The following is an 18,900-nucleotide window of genomic DNA, read 5'->3' as shown; positions in this document are numbered from 1 at the left end:
TGGGACAGTTGGGCCCACGTGGTCGTATGGCCGGGCAGGAGGAGGGCGACTCGTGGCCACGCCACCTGGGACCGGTCCGTGGGATCCCCAGCTGCAGGGGATCGATCCCGGCCTGATGGACACCTTCATCGCCGCCATGGTCCGAGCGCACGCGTCGATCGGCGAGCAGGCCGAGCTGATCCGCATGGAGCTGAGCCGGGTGGGCGTCGGCGCCGCCACGCTGACCCCGCTCAAGCAGATCGAGGACTGGGTCGGCTCTCAGGTGCCGCCGCTTCGCGTCCGCAACGAGCTGATCCGCAAGCAGGTCCCCGGCTGGATGCCCGGCTGGGCCGCCGGCCTCGTACGCTACGACGAATCCACGGTGCCGTTCGCCTCACCAGAGGAGGCCCGCCGCGCGGGAACCGCGCTGAGCGAGCTCTACAAGCAGTACGTCAAGGACACCACGGGCAAGGTCATCACCGACGAGCTCAAGAAACGCCACCGGGACCTGCTCGCGCAGCTGCTGCAGCACAGGGACGACGCCGACTTCGCGGCCGCCTTCTTCGCCGGGCTCGGCACGGCGGGCACCCTGGCGCTGCCCGGCCACATCAAGGAGTTCTTCGAGCACGGCCGGACGTTGCCGGTGAGCGACGCGGCGAACTCCAGAGAGGCGGCGCTGGGCGAGCTGAGCAGGATGTTCGGCACGGCCACGAGCGCCGCCGCCCGGGTTCCCGGCATGGCCAAGGTCATGAAGGATCTCGAGCGGGGCGGCGACGGACTCGCCAGGGACGCGCTGTCGTGGCTGGTCAGCAAGGGGCACTTCCCGACCGAGTGGCTGGCCGCCGTGGGCAGGAACAACACGGTCATACCCATGCTGAACGGCTCCCTGACGCCGGAGACCATCGCGCTGGGCACCACAGCACGTTTCCTGGACGCGCTCGGCGCCGCCCCCGCGGCCGCCCGCCTGGCCCTCGGCTCCCTCTCGAGCGACTGGGCGCCCGGCTCTCCCGTGCCGGGGCCGCTGCCTCTCACCCTGCCCAAAGCCAAGCTGTCGGGCGTGCTGGCCGGGATGGACCTGTTTTTGGCCCGGGTGGAGCTACGCGGCAACCCTGGGGTCTTCCTGCGGACCCGTGAGAGCTTCGCGCACCTGCTGGCCTCCGCGTCCGGCGTCTACGACGAGAAGGACGGGGCGCACAGCAAGGACGCCGCCAGGTTCGCCTTCGGCGTGATCACCGCCGCGCCCCGCTTCGCGCTGACCGACGCCATGAGGCTGCGGCTGGCGGAGGTCGGCGGCTCGTACGCCACCGAGTTTGCGGCCAGCGCGGAATCCCTGGATCCCGACTCCGGCAAGCCGAGCAGGTTCGGCGGGTTCGACGATGAGCTTGCCGGGACGAAACCAGCATTTCGCCTGTCCCTCGGCGACGGTTACCGCTTCCTGCAGACCTTCGCCGACACGAACGAGCACATGGAGCCGTTCGACCGCGGCATGGCGGCGCTCACCCAACGGCTGTTCGCGGAGGGCGTGCGCATCGACAAGGACCTCATAGCCCATCCACCGCCGAAGGGGCTCCAGCGGGAGACGGAGGTCGAGCAGCTCTTCTCGCGGTTGGGCATGGTGTCGGGCATGCAGTTCGCGGCCATGAAGGTGGTGCGCGGCACCGCCGACCTGTCGGACCGGGCGGCTTTCGACGCCTTCGAGCAGGCCCTCGACAAGGGCATGGACACCGCGATGCTGTTCCTCCCCACCGCCGGGGGTGCTCCGGCGGCGGTGGGCTGGATGGCGCTCAGCTGGGCGATCAAGGATGGGCTCGGGGCCGCCCTGGAGCCCGAGAGCCGGTTGCCGAAGGTGAATGAGAAGGAGCTGGCACAGTCGCGGATGGTGCTTCACGAGATCGCGTCCGGGCTTCTGGCCAGCGGATACACGACGAAGGGTGCGCCGGTGTCGTTCAGGCCGCCGACTGATCCGCTCATCGTTGACGGGGAAGGGAGACTGCGGCCGTTCGCGGAGATCAACCGGGATCCGAAGAAGACTGAGGCGTTTCTGCGGTGGCTGAAGGAGAACGGCAGCATCGACAGCGACGCGGACCGCCGCACCTTTGGGAAGGTGACCGCAGGCGCGGTGACGGCGTTCAGCGGAGGCAGAAGCCGCCTGGAGGATTACTACGCTTCGGTCGATCCACGCCTCCGGGAGATAGTGGCAGGGAGCGACTGAGCTGATGGCCTCTCTACGGCTCCGACTTGACGCAGTCGGTCTCCCCGACCACGGCGACCTCATGCTCGGTGGGCAGATCGAGCGTGACCACGGTGCGCGACGGCGCGAGCTTGAGAATGGTCTTCGCCGAATCAGGGATGAATACCCGGTCGACCTTATAGCCCCATGTCCCGGTAAGTGTTCCCGTCAACTGGTTGATCAGGACCTCGCCGTTGCCGTCGAACGTCGACTTGGCGCCATAGGTCCGCTTGGTCCTGCCTTCCCCGCACGAAACGTCCTTGCCCCCAGGATCGGTGACCTCGACATTCCGCAGACCCGTCTCCCTCATCAGCTGAGTGATGTGTGCTTTGAGGGTTTCGCCTGCCTGCGCCGCCGTAGGCCCGGTGTCCGGCGTGGAGCAGGAAGTGGCGAGAGCGAGAGCCGCCATGGCGAGCACGCCGAGGCGTACAGGTGTCATGGGACCGCCTCCGTTCACACGTCGAGCCCTCGTCGCTCTCATAGTGCAACTACCCCGCCTGCGCCGTACGGGTATCACGGAGATAGGTAGGCCGGAAATGATTGAGACCCCCGTGGAGAACCCGCGCCATCAGGCGTTGCGGCAGGCGCTCGCCAGGGTTCGGCAGCAGGTGGCGCAGCTCGAGGCGGCGCTGGACGAGCCGTACCGGCAGTTCACCGGGTCGGCGGTGTGGGTGGGGCCGGCGGCGAGGCGGTTCGGTGAGGAGCTGAGCCGTCAGCGGCAGCGGCTCAGGACGCAGGCGGCCAAGGTGATCAGGGAGCTGGAGGAGGAGCTCGGCCGTACCCCGGAGAAGGTCTCGCCGGCGGTCGCGCAGGAGCAGTCCCGACGCTTCGGGTGAGCGTGACCTGCGCCGTCGTACGGGTGGGCGGCCCTAGGCTGGTGACATGAGCGTCATCGTCGTCACCGGCACCGATGCCGGGGTGGGCAAGAGCGTGGTGGCGGCGGCATTGGCGGCGCTGGCGTTGCGGCGCGGGTCCTCCGTCGCCGTGGTCAAGCCGGCGCAGACCGGCGTGGCGCCGGGTGAGGCCGGGGACGTGGACCAGGTGATCCGGCTGTCCGGAGTCACCACCACCTTCGAGCTGGGCCGGTTCGCCGAGCCGCTCTCCCCTGCCGCCGCCGCCCGCGTCGCCGGGATGCCGCCCGTGTCGCTGGCCGTGGTCGCTCAGCTCGTGCGGGAGCTGGCCGAGAGCAACCGGCTGGTCGTCGTGGACGGGACCGGAGGGCTGCTCGAGCGGTACGACGAGGACGGCGGGACCATCGCCGATCTCGCCCGCTCCTTGAGCGCGCAGGTGCTTGTCGTGGCCGGGGTCGGGCGGGGGGCGGTCAATCATGCCGCGCTCACCCTGGAGGCGCTGGCCCATCGGGGGCTCGAGCCGGCCGGGGTCGTCATCGGGCGCTGGCCGGAAGAGCCCGGGATCGTCGAGCGCAGTTGCGTGTGCGACCTGGAGATGCTGGCCGCCCGGCCGCTGGCCGGGGTGCTGCCAGAAGGGGCGGGGAACCTCGACAGGGACGCGTTCGCCGAGGCGGCGCGCAGAGGACTGGCAGCCACGCTCGGCGGCACGTTCGACCCCGCCGGCTTCAGGCCGGCCCACTGAAAGGCCACCCGGCCAGGGCCTGTTCGCGGTTCAGGTCATGAGATCGAGGGCTCTCCTGCGAGGTCCGTCCAGCCCTGATGGAGCACATGGCATGGCGCGTTGGACCTCACCGACGATGCAACCGAGAGTTCACAGATGGTCGAGCACGTAGTTAAAGGGATGCGGGTGGTGTTTCCCCCCGGCCGCGCAGTCGCCGTCAGCGTTGTGCGGCCAGTAGAACAGCACGAAGCACCGGTCGCAGAAGCGCCAGTCGTTCTGCTGCCCCGGCCTGAGGGGCATGTCGAACGGCAGGAAGAAGTCGTGCCCACCGGCCTCCGCCACGTGACCGGGCCGGGGCGCCGACCACTTCGGGCAGACACCCTTCTTGTCCTCCCACCCGTCGAAGAAGATCGCCTTGCACCGGGTGCACTTGCGCCATCCGGACTCGCGGTTCGGCCCCGGAACGCCGAACGGCAATCGGAAGATGAGGCCCGCGGCCTGGTGGGCGCCGTACCGGGGCTCGTTCAGCAGCTGCCCGCCCTCGCGTATGACGACCGGACGCCGCTGGCCCCGCGTCACGTTGCCTGGGCAGAGGCCAGCGTCGAGCGCGAAGAACAGTGCCTTGCACTCTCCGCAGGTGCGCCAGTCCGAGACACGTGGGCTGAGGGCCGCGTTCTCCCCTATCGCGAAGCGGGCGGCCACTTTCTTGCTACCCCCGGGATATCACCCCGGCACACGTAGAAGCCGGCGTTCGGCCCCGTCACCTCGGCTCTGGCCTCGTTGCCGCCGATGAACGGGACCACCCATGAGATCTTGAGCGCCGTGCCCTCGTCGTCGAGGCCGTAGACGACGAGCCCGGTCGTCCCCGTCATGATGCCCCCTGTGCTGCTTTTGGAGCCGAAGACGTCGGACTGGAAGGGGCCGATGGAGTCGGCGGGCAGCTTCGCGAACGCGCCGTGCGCGTGGGAGCTGCGTAACCGGCGGAGCGTGCGGCTCGTCGCGTTGTTCACCTCGATCACCGCCGAGCGCGATGCATCCTCCAGGATACGGGACACCGTATCGATGATCTCGGCGGTCGCCTTGACCTCCTTGGCGATTTCCTGCATTGATACCACGATGGCCTCCTCGGCGCCCCGGCTCGCCCCCCGGGCACACGTCGGTGGAGGTACGGCGAAGCGACGGTCTGGTACACGACAACCGAACGGTACTTCGGAAGCTCCTGTCCGGATAGATCACGAGAAAACGAGGGTGCCGGGCCAGCGGGAGAAGCGTCGGCGACCTGGCCGGGCAGTGCTCTAGCAGGATGCCTCCGGCAGGTCGCAGACCTTGACGGTCATGCGCTCCGCCTGGGCGATCAGGCCGCGGAAACGGCTGAGCGGCAGGCTCTTCGAGGGCCAGGCCGTCTCGCCCACGATGTAGACGGCGGCACCGCGCCGTACCGCCACCGCCTGCTCGCCACCCTCGAAGAAACGACCCCCCGCCCGCAGGCCGTCGTCCCCCACGTCGAGCGGCTTGCTGAAGTAGCGGGAGCGGTGGATCCCCTTGCCGACGTCCGCGCACTTCCTGAGGTCGGCGCGCAGCAGGCGCATCGCTCGCTCGGCCTGCCGGACGTCCTTGTAGACCACCAGTTGCTCGTACTTCACCTCAGCTTCACCCGTGTAGAGCACGGCCCGGTTCTCCAGCCGCCCGGCGTCGCGGCGGTGGCGGAAGAAGCAGGGATTGAGCTGGAGCGGCAGCGACTTCGAGTTGACGACCTCGTAGCTCTCCCACTCCTTCGCGGGCGGGTGCGACTCCATGAACAACATGCCGTCAGGCAACCCGCTGGACATCATCGTCGCCGCCAACGCGACGGCGAACCCCGTCTGAATCATCGGAAAACCTCCCATCCGTGAGATGGGTCGGGCGGCGGATTTGTTCGTGGGGGCAAGGTGGGGAAAACCCCACCATCCATCAGCACACCAGGCCCATTTCGCGTCCCGGCCGCTGCTCAATACCGTTGACTCATGAAGGTCCCCCGCCCGTGGTCGGCGCGCGCCTGGCTGCACACGGCACACGTGATGATCGGCCTGCCGGTCGCCGTGCTGCTCGGCGGGCTGACCCTCGTGCTGGCCGTGTGGCCGCCCCTGCTGATGCGGAGCGTGCCGCGGTTCACCGGGGTGCAGCGCTCCAGGTTCGAGGCGTTCCTCGACGCGCACATTCCGCCCGTACGCTCCCCGAGCAGCTGGCGCAGCCCGGCCACGTGGCGGCAGATCGGCTATCACCTGCTGTCGCCGTTCGTGGGCTTCGCGGCGGCGTTCCTGGTGGCGGTGGCGTGGGGAGGGGCGATCGTGGGGCTGCTGTCGTTTCTGCCGCGGACGTTGCAGCCGCCGCCGATGGAGTTCGAGTTCGGCCTCAGGGACGGCAAGGTCGTCGCCGTCTTCATGGTGATCGGGTTCGCGCTGCTGCTGCTCGCGCCGGTGCTGGCGCGCGGCATGGCGGCGCTGGACCTGTCGGTGGCGCGTACGTTGCTCGGCCCCAGCCGTTCCGAGCTGGGCCAGCGGATCGAGACGCTGACCGAGAGCCGGGCAGGCGTGATCGACGCCGCCGACGCCGAGCGGCGCAGGATCGAACGTGACCTGCACGACGGCGCGCAGCAGCGGCTGGTCTCCCTCGCCATGAACCTCGGCCTGGCCAGGGCCACCCTCACCGATCTGCCGGAGCCCGCCCGCGAGGCCATCGCGCAGGCCCACGAGGAGGCCAAGCAGGCGCTCAAGGAGCTGCGTGACTTCGTCCGCGGCCTGCATCCGGCCGTGCTGAACGACCAGGGTCTGGACGCGGCGCTGTCCGGTGTGGCCGCCCGTGCTCCGTTCCCCGTGAAACTCCACGTCGACCTCGAACGGCGTGCCACTCCGACCATCGAGGCGGTGGCGTTCTTCATCGTGTCCGAAGCACTGACCAACATCGCCAAGCACGCCGCGGCCACCAAGGCCGAGGTGGGCGTGCGGCGCGAGCGTGACCGCCTGCACGTGCTCGTTTACGACGACGGCTGCGGCGGCGCCCGGCTGGACGGCGGCACGGGCCTGCGCGGACTGGCCCAGCGGATCCACTCGGTGGACGGGACGCTCCGGCTGTCCAGCCCGCTGGGCGGCCCGACGACGATCGAAGTGGAGCTGCCGTGCGAGTAGTGCTGGCCGAGGACTCCGTGCTGCTGCGCGAGGGGCTGATCCGGCTCCTGGACGCCTCAGGCATGCAGGTGGTGGCGGCCGTGGACGAGGCCGAGGGGCTGCTGCGGGCGGCGGAGGAGCACAAGCCCGAGCTGGTCATCACGGACGTCCGGATGCCGCCCACGCACACCGACGAGGGCCTGCGGGCCGCGCTCGTGCTGCGCCGCCAGCAGCCGGGGCTGGCGGTCCTGGTGCTCTCGCAGTACGTCGAGGAGCGCTACGCCGCCCAGCTCCTCGCCTCCGCCGCGACGGGCGGGGTCGGCTATCTGCTCAAGGATCGGGTGGCGGACGTGTCCGAGTTCATCGACGCGCTGCGCCGGGTGGCCGGGGGCGGCACCGCGCTCGACCCGGAAGTGGTGGCCCAGCTCCTGCTGCGTGGCAACAGCGACCCGCTCGAACGGCTGACGCCCAGGGAGCACGAGGTGCTCAGGCTGATGGCGGAGGGCCGTTCCAACGCCGGCATCGGCCAGGCCCTGGTGCTCAGCGAGGGGGCGGTGGGCAAGCACATCGGCAACATCTTCACCAAGCTCGACCTGTCGCCCGCCGAGGGTGACCACCGGCGCGTGCTGGCCGTGCTGCAGTTCCTCAAGATCAGGAGCCTGCCGTGAGAGTGGCCTGGCTGGCCGGCGGCGCCGTGGCGACCGTGATCGCGCTGCTGATCTCCACCCTGGTGCTCTGGCGCGGGGTCGCGCTGGCCAGGTTGCCGGAGGAGGACGCGCAGAGGTCCATCCCCTTCGCGCAGAAGAACGTGCGCATCAAGACGGGCAAGGGCACCCAGGTGCACCTGTCCGTTTTCCCGGGCAGGGCCGGTGAGCTGCTCGTGGCGAGTTCGCTGCGGTGGTCGAGGGATCGGCCGACCGTCACCCAGGACTGGGACACCCGTTCCAGCACCCTGCGGCTCGACGCGGTCTGCCCTGGCGCGGACCAGCCGAAAGGCCCTCTCTGCCAGGCCGACTTCATGGTGTTCGTGCCGCCGGAGACCGACATCGAGGCCGCCACGAACGGCGGTGACCTCATCGTCAACGACGTCTTCGGCAAGCTGCGCCTGTCCTCCGTCTCCGGCAACGTTCACATCAACGACATCTCCGGCATCATCTGGGCCAGGACCGGCACGGGCAACGTCGACGCTCGCGGGCTCGACGTCGAGCAGGCCGACGTGGAGATCGGCTCGGGAAGGGTGAAGCTGTCATTCATCAGCGCGCCCACGGACGTCAAGGCAGTGGTGAGGACGACGGGCAACATCAGCGTAAATGTGCCGAGGGCCACCTACCGCGTGACGGCGGAAGCGGTCGAGAGCGACATCGACGTCGAGCAGAACCCCCAGGCGTCGCGGAACATCGTCGTGAAGGCGCCGAGCGGCACCGTGTCCGTGTGCTGCGACTGAAGATCCTTAAGATCTGTTTACTCTGCTGACTGGTTGGTAAGTTCCGGGCATGGAGTCTGCGAAGCACGCCGGTGACGCCGCCGTCGCCGTGTCCAAGGCCTATGGCGTCGAGACCATGTTCACCCTGTCCGGAGGTCACGTCTTCCCGCTCTACGACGGCGCGGTGCACGAGGGCATGCGCATCCTCGACGTACGCCACGAGCAGAGCGCGGTCTTCGCCGCCGAGGCGACGGCCAGGCTGACCAGGAGACCGGGGCTGGCCGTGCTGACCGCGGGCCCAGGCGTCACCAACGGCGTCAGCGGCGTCGCGACCGCTCACTTCAACGGCTCCCCCGTGGTCGTCATGGGCGGCCGGGCGCCGCAGTCGCGCTGGGGCAGCGGCGCGCTCCAGGAGATGGACCACCCGCCGCTGCTCAAGCCGATCACCAAGCTGTCGTTCACCGCGACCGACGCCGAGTCCGTCGGCCAGGACGTCGAGGTGGCCTTCCGCACGGCGGTCGCGCCCCACCGCGGCCCGGTCTTCCTCGACTTCTACATGGACCACCTGTTCTCGCCGTCGCCGGCGCACGAGGTGCGGACGCAGACGCCGTCACCGCTCGAGCCCGACCCCGACGACCTGGCCGCCATCGCGCGGCTGCTGGCCGAGGCGGAGCGGCCCGTGCTGGTGTACGGGTCCGACGTGTGGATGGACCGGGCCGAGGAGGCCGCGCGCGACTTCGCCGAGACGTGGCGGCTGCCGGTCATCCTCAACGGCCAGGGCCGCGGCATCCTGCCCTCGGGCCACGAGCTGCTCGTCACGCGGGCGCGCGGCCTCGCCTTCGCCCAGGCCGACCTGGTCATCGTGGTCGGCACCCCGCTCGACTTCCGCCTGGGCTACGGGTGGTTCGGCGGCAAGGACGGCGCGCCGCTGGCCCGCGTGGTGCACATCGCCGACGCGCCCTCGCAGCTGGCCACCCACATGAAGCCGGTCGCGTCCGCCGCGGGCGACCTGTCGGTGGTGCTCTGGAGCCTCGGCGCGGCCTGCGGCGACGCGGGGGTCAAGCCCGACGCGTACGCCCCCTGGGCGTCGAAGCTGTCCGACGCGGCAGCCGCGGCCATCGCGGGCGACGCCGAGCTGCTGGCCTCCGGCTCCGACCCGATCCACCCCATGCGTGTGTACGGCGAGCTGGGCAAGGTCCTGGCCGACGACGCCGTGGTGATCGGCGACGGCGGTGACTTCGTCTCCTACGCGGGCAAATACGTCGAGCCGAAGCAGCCGGGCAACTGGCTCGACCCGGGCCCGTACGGCTGTCTCGGCACCGGCCTCGGCTACTCCATCGCCGCCCGCCTGGCCAGGCCGTCCTCCCAGGTGGTGCTGCTGCTGGGCGACGGCGCCGCCGGGTTCTCGCTCATGGACGTCGACACCCTCGTCCGCCACAGGCTCCCGGTCGTCATGATCTGCGGCAACAACGGCATGTGGGGCCTGGAGAAGCACCCCATGCAGCTCCTGTACGGCTACGACGTGGCCGCCGAGCTCCAGCCGCAGTGCCGTTACGACCAGGTCGTGACCGCACTGGGAGGAGGCGGCGAGCTGGTCACCAAGCCGTCGGAGATCGGGCCGGCGCTGCGCAGGGCGTTCGACTCGGGCATCCCGTACATGGTGAACATCGCGACAGACCCGCAGATCGCCTACCCCCGCAATACCACGGGGGTCTGACCCGGCTACCTGGTCGTGGCGGTGACGCTGGGGGTCGGGCTGTTCTCGGGGCAGACGCCGTCCGTGACCACAAGCTTGACCGGCTTGTTCACCGGCCACTTCACCCCGGCGCCCGGCACGGTCTGCGAGATCTTGCCGCAGCGCATGCCGTCGGAGCTGGTGGTCATGTCGTCGGGGATCACTTCCTCGAAGCCCGCCGCCAGGACCATCTCCTGTCCCTTCAGGAACGGGAGACCGACCACCTTCGGCATGACCACCATCTTGACGCTCGGCGTGGGGCTGCTCGTCGTCGGGGTCTTGGTGGGGGTCTTGGTGACGCTCGGCGTGCTGCTGGGCGTCTCCTTCGGCTCATCTTCCTCCTCCGTGTGCCGCGGCGTCGTCCTGTGGACCGTGGGCTTGGGGTCCGGCGTCGGCGGCTCGGCCGTCGCCGTCCTGGTTCGCTTGGGCGGCGGCTTGGTCGTCGTCTTGGCGATGTTCTTCGAGTCGTCGGCCGGGGACGCGGTGCTCCTCAAGGGCTCGGGGGTGGCCATGCCCGTCAGCGCGATCGCGGTGGCGCCCGCGCCGAGCACCACCGCGGCGGCGATGCCGGCGATCAGCCCGGTCCTGCGCGGGGCCTTGGCCGCCCGGCGGCTGCCCCCGCGCCGGTCGGCCACCGTCGTGGTCTCCTCCTGAGGGCTCGCCTGATGCGCCCCTGTCTGGTACGCCTCCACCGGCGGCGCCATGGTGGCTCCGGTGGACACGACCGGCTCGGGGACCGCGGGCGTCTGCCCGCTCGCGATGGCCTTGGCCGCCTCGCTCATCGCCTTGGCCGTCGGGTAACGCCTGGCCGGGTCCTTGGACAGCGCGACCTCGACCAGCGTGCGCACCGCCGACGGGATCTCGGCGGGCAGCGGCGGCGGCGCCTCGCGGATGTGCTTGAGCGCGATCGTGACCGCACTGTCGCCGTCGAACGGCCGCTGGCCCACCAGGCACTCGTACGCGACCACGCCGAGGGCGTAAATGTCGACCGCGGGCGTGACGGGGGCGCCCTCGGCCTGCTCCGGCGCGCAATAGGCAGCGGTGCCCAGCACCATGCCCGCGTCGGTGAGCCGGTTGGCCAGGTCGGAGCGCGCGATGCCGAAGTCGGTCAGCACCAGCGTGCCGTCGCGCTGCACGAGCAGGTTGCCCGGCTTCACGTCACGGTGCACGATCCCCTGGTCATGGACGGCCTGCAACGCCGACGCGGCCTGCGCGATCAGCTCCATGGCCGCCTGCGGCGGGATCCGGCCCAGCCTGGCCAGCAGCCGGTCGAGCGGCTCGCCGTCGACGAACTTCATCACCAGGTAGACGGTGTCGCCGCTGACGCCGTAGTCGTAGACGACGCCGGCGTGATTGATCGTGGCCATCGCCCGCGCTTCCCCCTGAAAGCGAGCGACGAACCCGGGGTCCTGCGTACGGCCGGGAAGCAGCACCTTGACAGCGACGGTGCGCGCCAGGACGATGTCCTCGCCCCGCCACACCTCGCCCATGCCACCGGCGCCGATGCGGGTATCCAGCCGATATCGCCCCGCCAGCGTCGTCCCTTGGGCCACCATGTCTCCCCCGCTACCCCCCTACACCTTTCGCACCCCGCGGCTCTCCAACAAAGCGAACTTTTGTCGCGGTCAGGTAACACAGTGGTCACGGAACTCAGAGAGTGTACGACTCGCCTGTCCCACATGCCACTCAAATGTTCTTAAGCCGTACAAACCCTATCCTGGGGCCTTATCACGGTACTTGTCCGCGTTTCCCGGAAGTCAGCCGTCCCATTAGCGAGGACGTGCGGCGAGCTGCTGGACGCGGCTCCCCATAGTCTGTTCGCATGACGCTCGCTCCTGGTCTCCGCGCCCAGCTGCTCATCATGGTCGAGATGGAGGACACCGCCAAGAAGATCGGCAGCGGCGACGTGCCCGTGCTCGCCACGCCCCGGCTGCTCGCGCTGGCCGAGGCGGCGACCGTACGAGCCGTGGAGAAGCACCTCGCGCCGGACGAGACGTCGGTGGGCACCCGGGTCGAGCTCGAGCACCTGGCCGCCAGCCCGCTGGGCACGCACGTGCAGATCGGCGTCGAGCTCACCGAGGTGGACGGGCGCCGGCTGGTCTTCGCCTTCGAAGCCCACGACAAGCACACCGTCGTGGGCCGCGGCACGATCGAACGCATCGTGGTCGACCGCGCCAAATTCATGACGAGGGCTACTCGATGACGGCGATCAGGTCGCCTTCCTGGATGACGTCGCCCTCGGCCACCTTGACCTGGGCCACCACGCCGTCGTCCTCGGCGATCACAGGGATCTCCATCTTCATCGACTCCAGGATGACCAGCGTGTCGCCGTCGGAGACGGTGTCACCCTCACTGACGACGACCTTCCAGACGTTCGCCACCATCTCAGCGCGTACCTCAGCCACCAGGACTCCCCTCTTTCATCACTCTATTCACATTAGGCCCGCATCCGCGTGACCAGGCCCGTGTCGTAGTCGCCGGAGACGAACTCCTCGTTCTCCAGCAGCTCCGCACAGAACGGCAGGTTGTTCTTGGGACCCTCGACGACGAACGCGTCCACCGCCTTGCGGCCCAGCTCCAGCGCGTCGGCGCGGGTCTCGCCGTGGACGCAGAGCTTGGCCATCAGGGGGTCGTAGAACGGGGTGACCGTGTTGCCCGCGGTGTAGCCCGAGTCCACGCGTACGCCCTCGCCCTCCGGCTCCTCCCACGCCGTGATCGTGCCGGGTCCGGGGAAGAACCGCTTGGGATCCTCCGCGTAGACCCTGAACTCGATCGCGTGCCCGGTGGTCGCGGGCCGCACCTCGGGGCTCTCCCCCGCAGCGACGCGCAACTGCAGCTCGACCAGGTCGAGCCCGGTGACGAGCTCGGTGACCGGGTGCTCCACCTGCAGCCTGGTGTTCATCTCCAGGAACACGAAGTCCTGCTTGTCGGCGTCGACCAGGCACTCGACCGTGCCCGCGCCGAGATAGCCGACGGCCTCGCCGGCCCGCGCGGCGGCGGCCAGCATGCGCTCACGCAGCTCGGGGGTGATGCCCGGGGACGGCGACTCCTCGACGACCTTCTGGTGGCGGCGCTGCACCGAGCAGTCGCGCTCGCCCAGCGCCACGACCCGGCCGTCGGGCAGGCCGAGGATCTGCACCTCGACGTGGCGGGCCCGCTCGATGTAGCGCTCGAGCAGCACGGCCGGCCCGTCGAGCGCGTCTCCCGCGAACCTGGCCGCCGCCCTGGCCGCCTGCTCGAACGCCTTGGCCAGGCCCTCGTCGTCGTGGGCCACGCTCATGCCGATGCCACCGCCGCCGCCCGCGGTCTTGACCATGACCGGGTAGCCGATGGCCTCGGCGGCCTTGAGCGCCAGCGACAGATCGGTGACCGGCTCGCGGGTGCCCGCGGCGACCGGCACGCCGGCGCTCTCCATGAGATTCCTGGCGTTGATCTTGTCGCCCATCTTGTCGATGGCCTCGGGCGCGGGCCCGATCCACACCAGCCCGGCGTCGATCACGGCCCTGGCGAACGCGGCGTTCTCCGCAAGAAACCCGTAACCGGGGTGAATCGCCTTGGCACCGGTCGCGCGGGCCGCCTCCAGCACCTTGCCGGCGTCGAGGTAGCTCTGCGCGGGGTTGGCCGGGCCGATCAGCACGGCCTCGTCGGCCTCTCGCACGAACGGCAGGTCGCCGTCGGCCTCCGAGTGTACGGCGATGGCGCGCAGCCCCAGCCGCTTGACCGTGCGGATGATCCGCCGCGCGATCTCCCCTCGGTTGGCGATCAGAACGGGTCCGAGCGTCTCAGTAAGCACGCCGATCAGCCTATGGCCGCGACCGGCCCGTCTCCTTTCCCCCTAAACCACCGATCCGAAGAGCATGATCTGTAGGAACCCCACAAATGTGAGCGGCCCGAAACGGGGCAGCAGTTGTACGGCTAGCCGCGGCCGCGGTCGATCACCCGGGTGAGCGCCTCGATCGCATGGGGATCGTACGCGCTGCCGGACGACAACCGGATGCGCTCCAGCGCGGCCCCGGCACGGTCGCGGTCGGTCGAGGGACCCACGAGGTCGTCGTAGGCGTTGGCGACCTTGATGATGCGGCTCGACAGCGGCGGGTCGTCGGTGATCGGGTCGCACTGCCGCCTGACCACGTCGGCCACCCGGTCGAGCACGCCGGTCTGCCTGATCACCTCGGCGCCCAGCTCGGCGATGCGCCGCGCCTGCTCGGGCTCGGTCAGCACGGTGGCGCCGCCGGGGATCGGGTCGCGCAGCGAGAGCTGGCCGATGTCGTGCATCAGCGAGGCGTACTCCAGCTCGAGCAGCTCGGGCTCGGCCATGCCCAGCTCTCTGCCGATCGCCACGGCCAGCCGGCTCACCCGGCGCGAATGGCCGGGCTCGACGTAGCCGCCGACCTCCGTGACCCGCGACAGCGCGCGTACGGTCTGCAGGTAGGTCGCGCGGATCCCGGCGTACTTCCTGAAGGCCACCTGCGTGACCAGCAGCGGCGCGGCGAACACCAGCAGCGCGACCAGGTCCATGCTGTGCGTGGCCAGTGCGAGCAGCACACCCGACGAGGCCACGGCGGCGCCCAGCGGGAAGGCCATGTTGATCTCGTCGCGCACGGCCACCCTGAACGCCGTGCGCAACTGCTCGGCCCGGAGCAGCGCGGCGATCAGCACGTCGATCAGCAGGGTGATCGCGATGAGCGTCACCATCACCACGAGCGCGGGCCACCAGGTGCTGGTCGGCGGCTTGGTCAGCTCGTAGAGCGGGTCGGCCAGCGGCCGGAACGCGAAGGCCAGCAGCGCGCCGGTGAGCAGCCGCCGCGCCATCGCGTCCAGCCGGGGCGGGCGGCCGACCGCCAGGTGCGGGAGCGCCCCGGCCAGCATCCCGACCGCGATCACGGCAACGACCTGCAGGGCGGAGTGGCGGAGCGGGTGCTGGCTGAGGTCGAGCAGCAGCGTGTAGCCCAGGGCGGCGGCGGCGCCGATGGGCGCGACCTCCCTGTTGCCCGGCATGGTGAGCCTGGCCAGCTCGCCCACCGCGATCAACGCGCCGAAGCCGAGCGCGATCTCCGCGCGGTCGAGCCCGACGGCGGCGGTGTGGGCGACGCCCGCGATCGCGACCAGCCCCGCCGCGCAGATGAGCAGCAGCTGGCCCGAGTCGAGCCGGCGCAGGACCGTGTTCAGCGAGCGTTCTGTACGCCTCGGGCGCTCCGTGGTGATCATTGCCCGGTCACGACCTCGATGGGCATGGTCGGGTCGTCGTGGTCCTTGATCGGGGTCTCGTCGGGCGGCGGCGCCTCGACCTTGCGCGGCGGCTGCCACGGCTCCCGGTCGAGCGCGCGGATGAAGGCCGCGACCATGACCGGGTCGAAGTGGGTGCCCGCGGTCTTGCGCAGCTCGTCGAGCGCCTCCGTGACGGGCCTGGCGCCGCGGTAGGAGCGGTCGGAGGTCATCGAGTCGAACGCGTCGGCCACCGCGATGACCTTGGCGAACTCGGGGATCTCGTCACCGGCCAGGCCCATGGGGTAGCCGGTGCCGTCGTGGCGCTCGTGGTGGTGCATGATCCCGGCGTACGCCTCGTCGAGGAAGCCGATGCCGCGGACGATCTCCAGGCCGCGCATGGGGTGGAGCTGGATCGCGGCGAACTCCTCCTCGGTGAGCGGCCCGTCCTTCTGCAGCACCTTGGTCGGCACCCCGAGCTTGCCCACGTCGTGCAGCATGCCCGCGTAGCGGATGGCCCGCACGCGCTCGGGACCCATGCCGATCTCCTCGGCGATCATGGACGAGGCGAGCGAGACCCGCGTGCAGTGGCCCCGGGTGTAGTAGTCCTTGGTCTCCACGGCCTGGCAGAGCGCGGCGATGGTGGCGTCGTAGGAGCGCTGCTGCGCGTGATATTGCCCGAACGCCCAGCGCGCCACGAACAGCGGCAGCAGCACCAGCACCGCCGAGATCGACTGCACGGTGGCCCAGAGCCCGGCCACCAGCAGCCCGAACGTGCCGTAGCCCAGGTATGACAGCAGGAACTGGGCCATGCCGCGCATCGGCACCTCGGTGGCCCGCACGTGCGTGGCCAGCCCGATCATGGTGAGCGTGAGCGCGATGTTGAGCGGCACGAACACGGCGGTGGCCGCGGCGTAGGGGCCGATGAGCTCGTCGAACGCGTTGACCTGGGGCACGCCGACCTGGCCGTCGAGTGCCTCGTAGACCCGCCCGGCCACGTAGCCGCAGATGGCGAACTGCGCGCCGTTGAACAGCCGCTTGATCAGCGGGAGCCCGGGACGCACGCTCAGCACCGCGGTCAGCCCGACCAGCGCCGCGCCCTCCGGCCCGATCAGCACCACCGCCGCCAGCGAGGCGGAGAAGCTGACCGACACCGCGAACTGCTCCACGTTGAGCAGCGTCGGCATCGACTCGCACACCAGGAACAGCAGGGCGAGCACCAGCAGGACGTCCAGGTCCTCCGGCGCCACGGGGGCGCCGGAGACGATCACGCTACGTACGATGAGAACGGCCGCCGCCCCGATCACGGCAACCAGATAGACCCTTGCAGGCCACGGCAGATCACGCATTGCGGCCCCCTACGGAGATCAGGTCCAGGACACCCCGGGAGGAACCGCTCCCCCGATCAGCATGACCACCGGAGTGATCAACAGGATGGCCGTGAGCAGCCGGGCGACCGTAACCTTCATCATCCACATGCCTCCATGTCGACTTCTGGAGTTCACGCTACAGAAGAGGACGTCACCGCAAGGGCGGAGTCGGAAATCGCAAGCAAAGCGTAATCATGCAACTACTTCTTGCGACGATTTCGCGCCCATTCGACCGTTTTCTTCACCCCGGTCGGAAGGTCGACACGCGGCTGCCAGCCGAGCCCCTCGTGGGCGGGCACCGGATCGACCGCCATGGCGGGCAGGTCGCCCGGGCGCGGCGGCGCGAACCCAGGGTGGTCCGGCGCGCCCGCAGCGTCGGCGATCAGCGAGTGGAGCCGGCGGTCGGTGGTCTGGATGCCGGTGCCGAGGTTGAACCTCTGGGCGTCGCCCCGCTGCCCGCACGCCGTGACGAACCCGTCGACCACGTCGTCGACGTAGACGTAGTCGCGCGTCTGGGTGCCGTCGCCGTAGACGACCGTGGGCGTGGCGCTGAGCAGCGCGTCGGTGAAGATCGAGACCACGCCCGCCTCGCCCTCCGGCGACTGGCGCGGGCCGTAGACGTTGGAGAGCACCAGCGTGGTGTATTCGATGCCGTAGAGCGCGCGGAACGCGGCGAGGTAGGTCTCGCCGCCCAGCTTCGAGGCGGCGTACGGCGAGCGCGGGTCGGTGGGCGCGTCACCGGGCACGGGAATGGTGGCGGGCCTGCCGTAGACGGCCACGGAGGAGGCGAACACCACCTTGCGCGCGCGTCCCTCGTGGGCCGCGGCCAGCACGGAGGCGGTGCCCTCGACGTTGACCCTGGCGTCGCGCCTCGGGTCGGCCACGCTCTTGCGCACGCTGATCTGCGCGGCCAGATGGCAGACGACCTCCGGCTGCAGCTCGGCCACGAGGCCGGTCAGCGCCGGGTCGAGCACGTCGAGCACATACAGCCGGAAACGGTCACTGTCGGCGGCCGCGGCCAGGTTGTCCCTGGAGCCGGACGACAGATCGTCGACCACGTCGACGTCATGGCCCTCGGCGAGCAGGCGATCGACAAGATTGGACCCGATGAACCCGGCGCCTCCGGTGACCAGCACACGCATGGTGTGAATCTTAGTCGGACAGCTCCGACCTGACCTGTGCGATGCGGGCCAGAACCTTGGAGCGCAGGTCAGCGGGGACCGGGTCGCAGCCGCAGTGCTTGTGCACGAGCGCCTTGACCGCCTTGTCCAGGTCGTATTCCTTCAGGCACGGGCCGCATTCGTCGAGATGCACGCGGATGTCCACGATGTCGCTCTCGGTCAGCTCGCCGTCAAGATAGGCGTAGACCTTGTCGAGCACCTCGCGACAGTCGGTGTCATGCGGGTTGCCACAGCTCATTTCGATCCCTCCGCCGGGACCAGGCCACGCTCGCGAGCATAGTCCTCAAGGAGGCCCCGCAGCTGCCTGCGTCCCCTGTGCAGCCTCGACATCACAGTGCCGATCGGAGTGCCCATGATGTCGGCGATCTCCTTGTAGGGGAAGCCTTCGACGTCGGCCAGGTAGACCGCGATCCTGAACTCCTCCGGCAGGGCCGCGAGCGCCTGCTTGATGTCGCCGTCGGGCAGGTGCTCGAGCGCCTCGACCTCCGCCGACTTCAGGCCGCTCGAGGTGTGGGACTCGGCCCGCGCGAGCTGCCAGTCCTCGATCTCCTCCGTGCCGGACTGCTTGGGCTCACGCTGCTTCTTGCGATAGCTGTTGATGAACGTGTTGGTCAGGATCCGGTAGAGCCACGCCTTGAGGTTGGTGCCCTCCTGGAACTGGTGGAACGACGCGAACGCCTTGGCGAAGGTCTCCTGCAGCAGGTCCTCCGCGTCCGCGGGATTCCGGGTCATCCGGAGCGCGGCGGAGTAGAGCTGCTCGAGATACGGCATGACATCGCGCTCGAATCGCTCGCTTCGCTGCTCCAGCGTCTCCGCGCCTGTCGCGGGCACCGGACCCACCCCCCTAAGATCACCGGTGGCCGGCTGTTGCGGAACACCGTACTCAGGGGAGGATACCCGCTGGCCGGTGACACGCTGGCCAGCGGGGAGGGGTTCGACCATGCGAGCGAAGGAGCTCGGCGGGAGTGAGCGAGGCACGAGCCGACGACTGCCGAAGCGGTCGCGACCATCAACAACAGCGAGCATGCTCGTCGCAACACACCCGCGCCCTTGTCTGTTCCC

20 protein-coding genes are annotated in these 18,900 nt (G+C 69.8%); 8 read left to right on the top strand and 12 right to left on the bottom strand.

Annotated elements, in window-relative coordinates; all coding sequences use genetic code 11:
• The first annotated feature begins 52 nt into the window (after positions 1–52).
• On the top strand, positions 53–2,191 hold the full coding sequence (locus tag ACIBVN_RS52295; RefSeq protein ID WP_397148978.1) for a hypothetical protein: 2,139 nt from the start codon (positions 53–55) through the stop codon (positions 2,189–2,191).
• 13 nt (positions 2,192–2,204) lie between these two features.
• Here the strand turns inward: ACIBVN_RS52295 and ACIBVN_RS52290 are convergent, their stop codons facing one another.
• On the bottom strand, positions 2,205–2,648 hold the full coding sequence (locus tag ACIBVN_RS52290; RefSeq protein ID WP_397148976.1) for a hypothetical protein: 444 nt from the start codon (positions 2,646–2,648) through the stop codon (positions 2,205–2,207).
• A gap of 97 nt (positions 2,649–2,745) precedes the next feature.
• Between ACIBVN_RS52290 and ACIBVN_RS52285 the strand changes: the two genes are divergently transcribed.
• Positions 2,746–3,045, top strand: a complete 300-nt coding sequence (locus ACIBVN_RS52285) for a hypothetical protein (RefSeq protein ID WP_397148974.1) — start codon at positions 2,746–2,748, stop codon at positions 3,043–3,045.
• Positions 3,046–3,091: 46 nt separating this feature from the next.
• Positions 3,092–3,802: a dethiobiotin synthase gene (gene bioD, locus ACIBVN_RS52280; RefSeq protein WP_397148972.1), complete on the top strand. Its 711-nt coding sequence runs from the start codon at positions 3,092–3,094 to the stop codon at positions 3,800–3,802.
• A 129-nt stretch (positions 3,803–3,931) separates the two neighbouring features.
• On the opposite strand, the gene ACIBVN_RS52275 is transcribed toward bioD, so the two are convergent.
• The 3 genes from ACIBVN_RS52275 to ACIBVN_RS52265 all read right to left on the bottom strand — a co-directional run bounded on the left by ACIBVN_RS52275 (position 3,932) and on the right by ACIBVN_RS52265 (position 5,652).
• Positions 3,932–4,483, bottom strand: coding sequence for a hypothetical protein (locus tag ACIBVN_RS52275; RefSeq protein ID WP_397148970.1), 552 nt, complete (start codon positions 4,481–4,483; stop codon positions 3,932–3,934).
• Complete coding sequence (locus ACIBVN_RS52270; RefSeq protein WP_397148968.1) at positions 4,462–4,887, bottom strand: hypothetical protein; 426 nt, start codon at positions 4,885–4,887, stop codon at positions 4,462–4,464. The genes ACIBVN_RS52275 and ACIBVN_RS52270 overlap by 22 nt, the downstream gene beginning before the upstream one ends.
• Before the next feature lie 189 nt (positions 4,888–5,076).
• Positions 5,077–5,652 (bottom strand): hypothetical protein, encoded by a 576-nt coding sequence (locus ACIBVN_RS52265; RefSeq protein WP_397148966.1) that lies wholly within the window; start codon positions 5,650–5,652, stop codon positions 5,077–5,079.
• Positions 5,653–5,784: 132 nt separating this feature from the next.
• Between ACIBVN_RS52265 and ACIBVN_RS52260 the strand changes: the two genes are divergently transcribed.
• Genes ACIBVN_RS52260 through ACIBVN_RS52245 form a run of 4 tightly spaced genes read left to right on the top strand, consistent with a single transcriptional unit; the run spans position 5,785 to position 10,064 of the window.
• On the top strand, positions 5,785–6,945 hold the full coding sequence (locus tag ACIBVN_RS52260) for a histidine kinase (protein WP_397148964.1): 1,161 nt from the start codon (positions 5,785–5,787) through the stop codon (positions 6,943–6,945).
• A complete protein-coding gene (locus ACIBVN_RS52255; protein ID WP_397148962.1) occupies positions 6,936–7,592 on the top strand; it encodes a response regulator in 657 nt (218 codons plus the stop codon). Before ACIBVN_RS52260 ends, ACIBVN_RS52255 begins: the two co-directional genes overlap by 10 nt.
• A complete protein-coding gene (locus ACIBVN_RS52250; RefSeq protein ID WP_397148960.1) occupies positions 7,589–8,368 on the top strand; it encodes a DUF4097 family beta strand repeat-containing protein in 780 nt (259 codons plus the stop codon). The genes ACIBVN_RS52255 and ACIBVN_RS52250 overlap by 4 nt, the downstream gene beginning before the upstream one ends.
• 49 nt (positions 8,369–8,417) lie before the next feature.
• Entirely contained in the window at positions 8,418–10,064 is a 1,647-nt protein-coding gene (locus tag ACIBVN_RS52245; RefSeq protein ID WP_397148958.1) for an acetolactate synthase, read from the top strand.
• A gap of 5 nt (positions 10,065–10,069) precedes the next feature.
• Here ACIBVN_RS52245 and ACIBVN_RS52240 read toward each other — a convergent pair whose 3' ends face one another.
• Positions 10,070–11,638 carry a protein kinase gene (locus ACIBVN_RS52240; RefSeq protein WP_397148956.1) on the bottom strand — a complete coding sequence of 523 codons (1,569 nt, stop codon included), beginning with the start codon at positions 11,636–11,638 and terminating at the stop codon, positions 10,070–10,072.
• 266 nt (positions 11,639–11,904) lie between these two features.
• Here ACIBVN_RS52240 and ACIBVN_RS52235 point away from each other — a divergent pair, with 266 nt between their 5' ends.
• Entirely contained in the window at positions 11,905–12,285 is a 381-nt protein-coding gene (locus ACIBVN_RS52235; protein WP_397148954.1) for a thioesterase family protein, read from the top strand.
• On the opposite strand, the gene ACIBVN_RS52230 is transcribed toward ACIBVN_RS52235, so the two are convergent.
• The 7 genes from ACIBVN_RS52230 to ACIBVN_RS52200 form a co-directional block, all read right to left on the bottom strand.
• A complete protein-coding gene (locus ACIBVN_RS52230; RefSeq protein ID WP_397148952.1) occupies positions 12,275–12,487 on the bottom strand; it encodes a biotin/lipoyl-binding carrier protein in 213 nt (70 codons plus the stop codon). The genes ACIBVN_RS52235 and ACIBVN_RS52230 overlap by 11 nt on opposite strands.
• A gap of 32 nt (positions 12,488–12,519) precedes the next feature.
• Positions 12,520–13,875 carry an acetyl/propionyl/methylcrotonyl-CoA carboxylase subunit alpha gene (locus tag ACIBVN_RS52225; protein WP_397148950.1) on the bottom strand — a complete coding sequence of 452 codons (1,356 nt, stop codon included), beginning with the start codon at positions 13,873–13,875 and terminating at the stop codon, positions 12,520–12,522.
• 122 nt (positions 13,876–13,997) lie between these two features.
• Positions 13,998–15,290, bottom strand: a complete 1,293-nt coding sequence (locus tag ACIBVN_RS52220; RefSeq protein ID WP_349457381.1) for an HD domain-containing phosphohydrolase — start codon at positions 15,288–15,290, stop codon at positions 13,998–14,000.
• Positions 15,287–16,636 (bottom strand): HD-GYP domain-containing protein, encoded by a 1,350-nt coding sequence (locus ACIBVN_RS52215; protein ID WP_397148948.1) that lies wholly within the window; start codon positions 16,634–16,636, stop codon positions 15,287–15,289. Before ACIBVN_RS52215 ends, ACIBVN_RS52220 begins: the two co-directional genes overlap by 4 nt.
• A 221-nt stretch (positions 16,637–16,857) precedes the next feature.
• The gene (locus ACIBVN_RS52210) at positions 16,858–17,799 is read right to left on the bottom strand and encodes an NAD-dependent epimerase/dehydratase family protein (RefSeq protein WP_397148946.1); all 942 of its coding nucleotides are present in this window, start codon (positions 17,797–17,799) and stop codon (positions 16,858–16,860) included.
• Between the two features lie 10 nt (positions 17,800–17,809).
• Complete coding sequence (gene rsrA / locus ACIBVN_RS52205) at positions 17,810–18,076, bottom strand: mycothiol system anti-sigma-R factor (protein WP_349457378.1); 267 nt, start codon at positions 18,074–18,076, stop codon at positions 17,810–17,812.
• Positions 18,073–18,678: a sigma-70 family RNA polymerase sigma factor gene (locus tag ACIBVN_RS52200; protein WP_173526616.1), complete on the bottom strand. Its 606-nt coding sequence runs from the start codon at positions 18,676–18,678 to the stop codon at positions 18,073–18,075. Before ACIBVN_RS52200 ends, rsrA begins: the two co-directional genes overlap by 4 nt.
• Positions 18,679–18,900 lie beyond the last annotated feature (222 nt).

The sequence above is a fragment of the Nonomuraea sp. NPDC049400 genome (assembly GCF_044466425.1).
In the GTDB taxonomy this organism is placed as follows: domain Bacteria; phylum Actinomycetota; class Actinomycetes; order Streptosporangiales; family Streptosporangiaceae; genus Nonomuraea.
The sequence above is the reverse complement of the archived record's forward strand: the minus strand, read 5'-3'. Positions and strand labels throughout refer to the sequence as shown.

Excerpts from the sequence above, each read along its gene's own strand:
- ACIBVN_RS52290 (WP_397148976.1), bottom strand. The coding sequence starts at position 2,648 with ATGACACCTGTACGCCTCGGCGTGCTCGCCATGGCGGCTCTCGCTCTC.
- ACIBVN_RS52285 (WP_397148974.1), top strand. The coding sequence starts at position 2,746 with ATGATTGAGACCCCCGTGGAGAACCCGCGCCATCAGGCGTTGCGGCAG.
- bioD (WP_397148972.1), top strand. The coding sequence starts at position 3,092 with ATGAGCGTCATCGTCGTCACCGGCACCGATGCCGGGGTGGGCAAGAGC.
- ACIBVN_RS52270 (WP_397148968.1), bottom strand. The coding sequence starts at position 4,887 with ATGCAGGAAATCGCCAAGGAGGTCAAGGCGACCGCCGAGATCATCGAT.
- ACIBVN_RS52265 (WP_397148966.1), bottom strand. The coding sequence starts at position 5,652 with ATGATTCAGACGGGGTTCGCCGTCGCGTTGGCGGCGACGATGATGTCC.
- ACIBVN_RS52260 (WP_397148964.1), top strand. The coding sequence starts at position 5,785 with ATGAAGGTCCCCCGCCCGTGGTCGGCGCGCGCCTGGCTGCACACGGCA.
- ACIBVN_RS52245 (WP_397148958.1), top strand. The coding sequence starts at position 8,418 with ATGGAGTCTGCGAAGCACGCCGGTGACGCCGCCGTCGCCGTGTCCAAG.
- ACIBVN_RS52240 (WP_397148956.1), bottom strand. The coding sequence starts at position 11,638 with ATGGTGGCCCAAGGGACGACGCTGGCGGGGCGATATCGGCTGGATACC.
- ACIBVN_RS52235 (WP_397148954.1), top strand. The coding sequence starts at position 11,905 with ATGACGCTCGCTCCTGGTCTCCGCGCCCAGCTGCTCATCATGGTCGAG.
- ACIBVN_RS52220 (WP_349457381.1), bottom strand. The coding sequence starts at position 15,290 with ATGATCACCACGGAGCGCCCGAGGCGTACAGAACGCTCGCTGAACACG.
- ACIBVN_RS52215 (WP_397148948.1), bottom strand. The coding sequence starts at position 16,636 with ATGCGTGATCTGCCGTGGCCTGCAAGGGTCTATCTGGTTGCCGTGATC.
- ACIBVN_RS52210 (WP_397148946.1), bottom strand. The coding sequence starts at position 17,799 with ATGCGTGTGCTGGTCACCGGAGGCGCCGGGTTCATCGGGTCCAATCTT.
- rsrA (WP_349457378.1), bottom strand. The coding sequence starts at position 18,076 with ATGAGCTGTGGCAACCCGCATGACACCGACTGTCGCGAGGTGCTCGAC.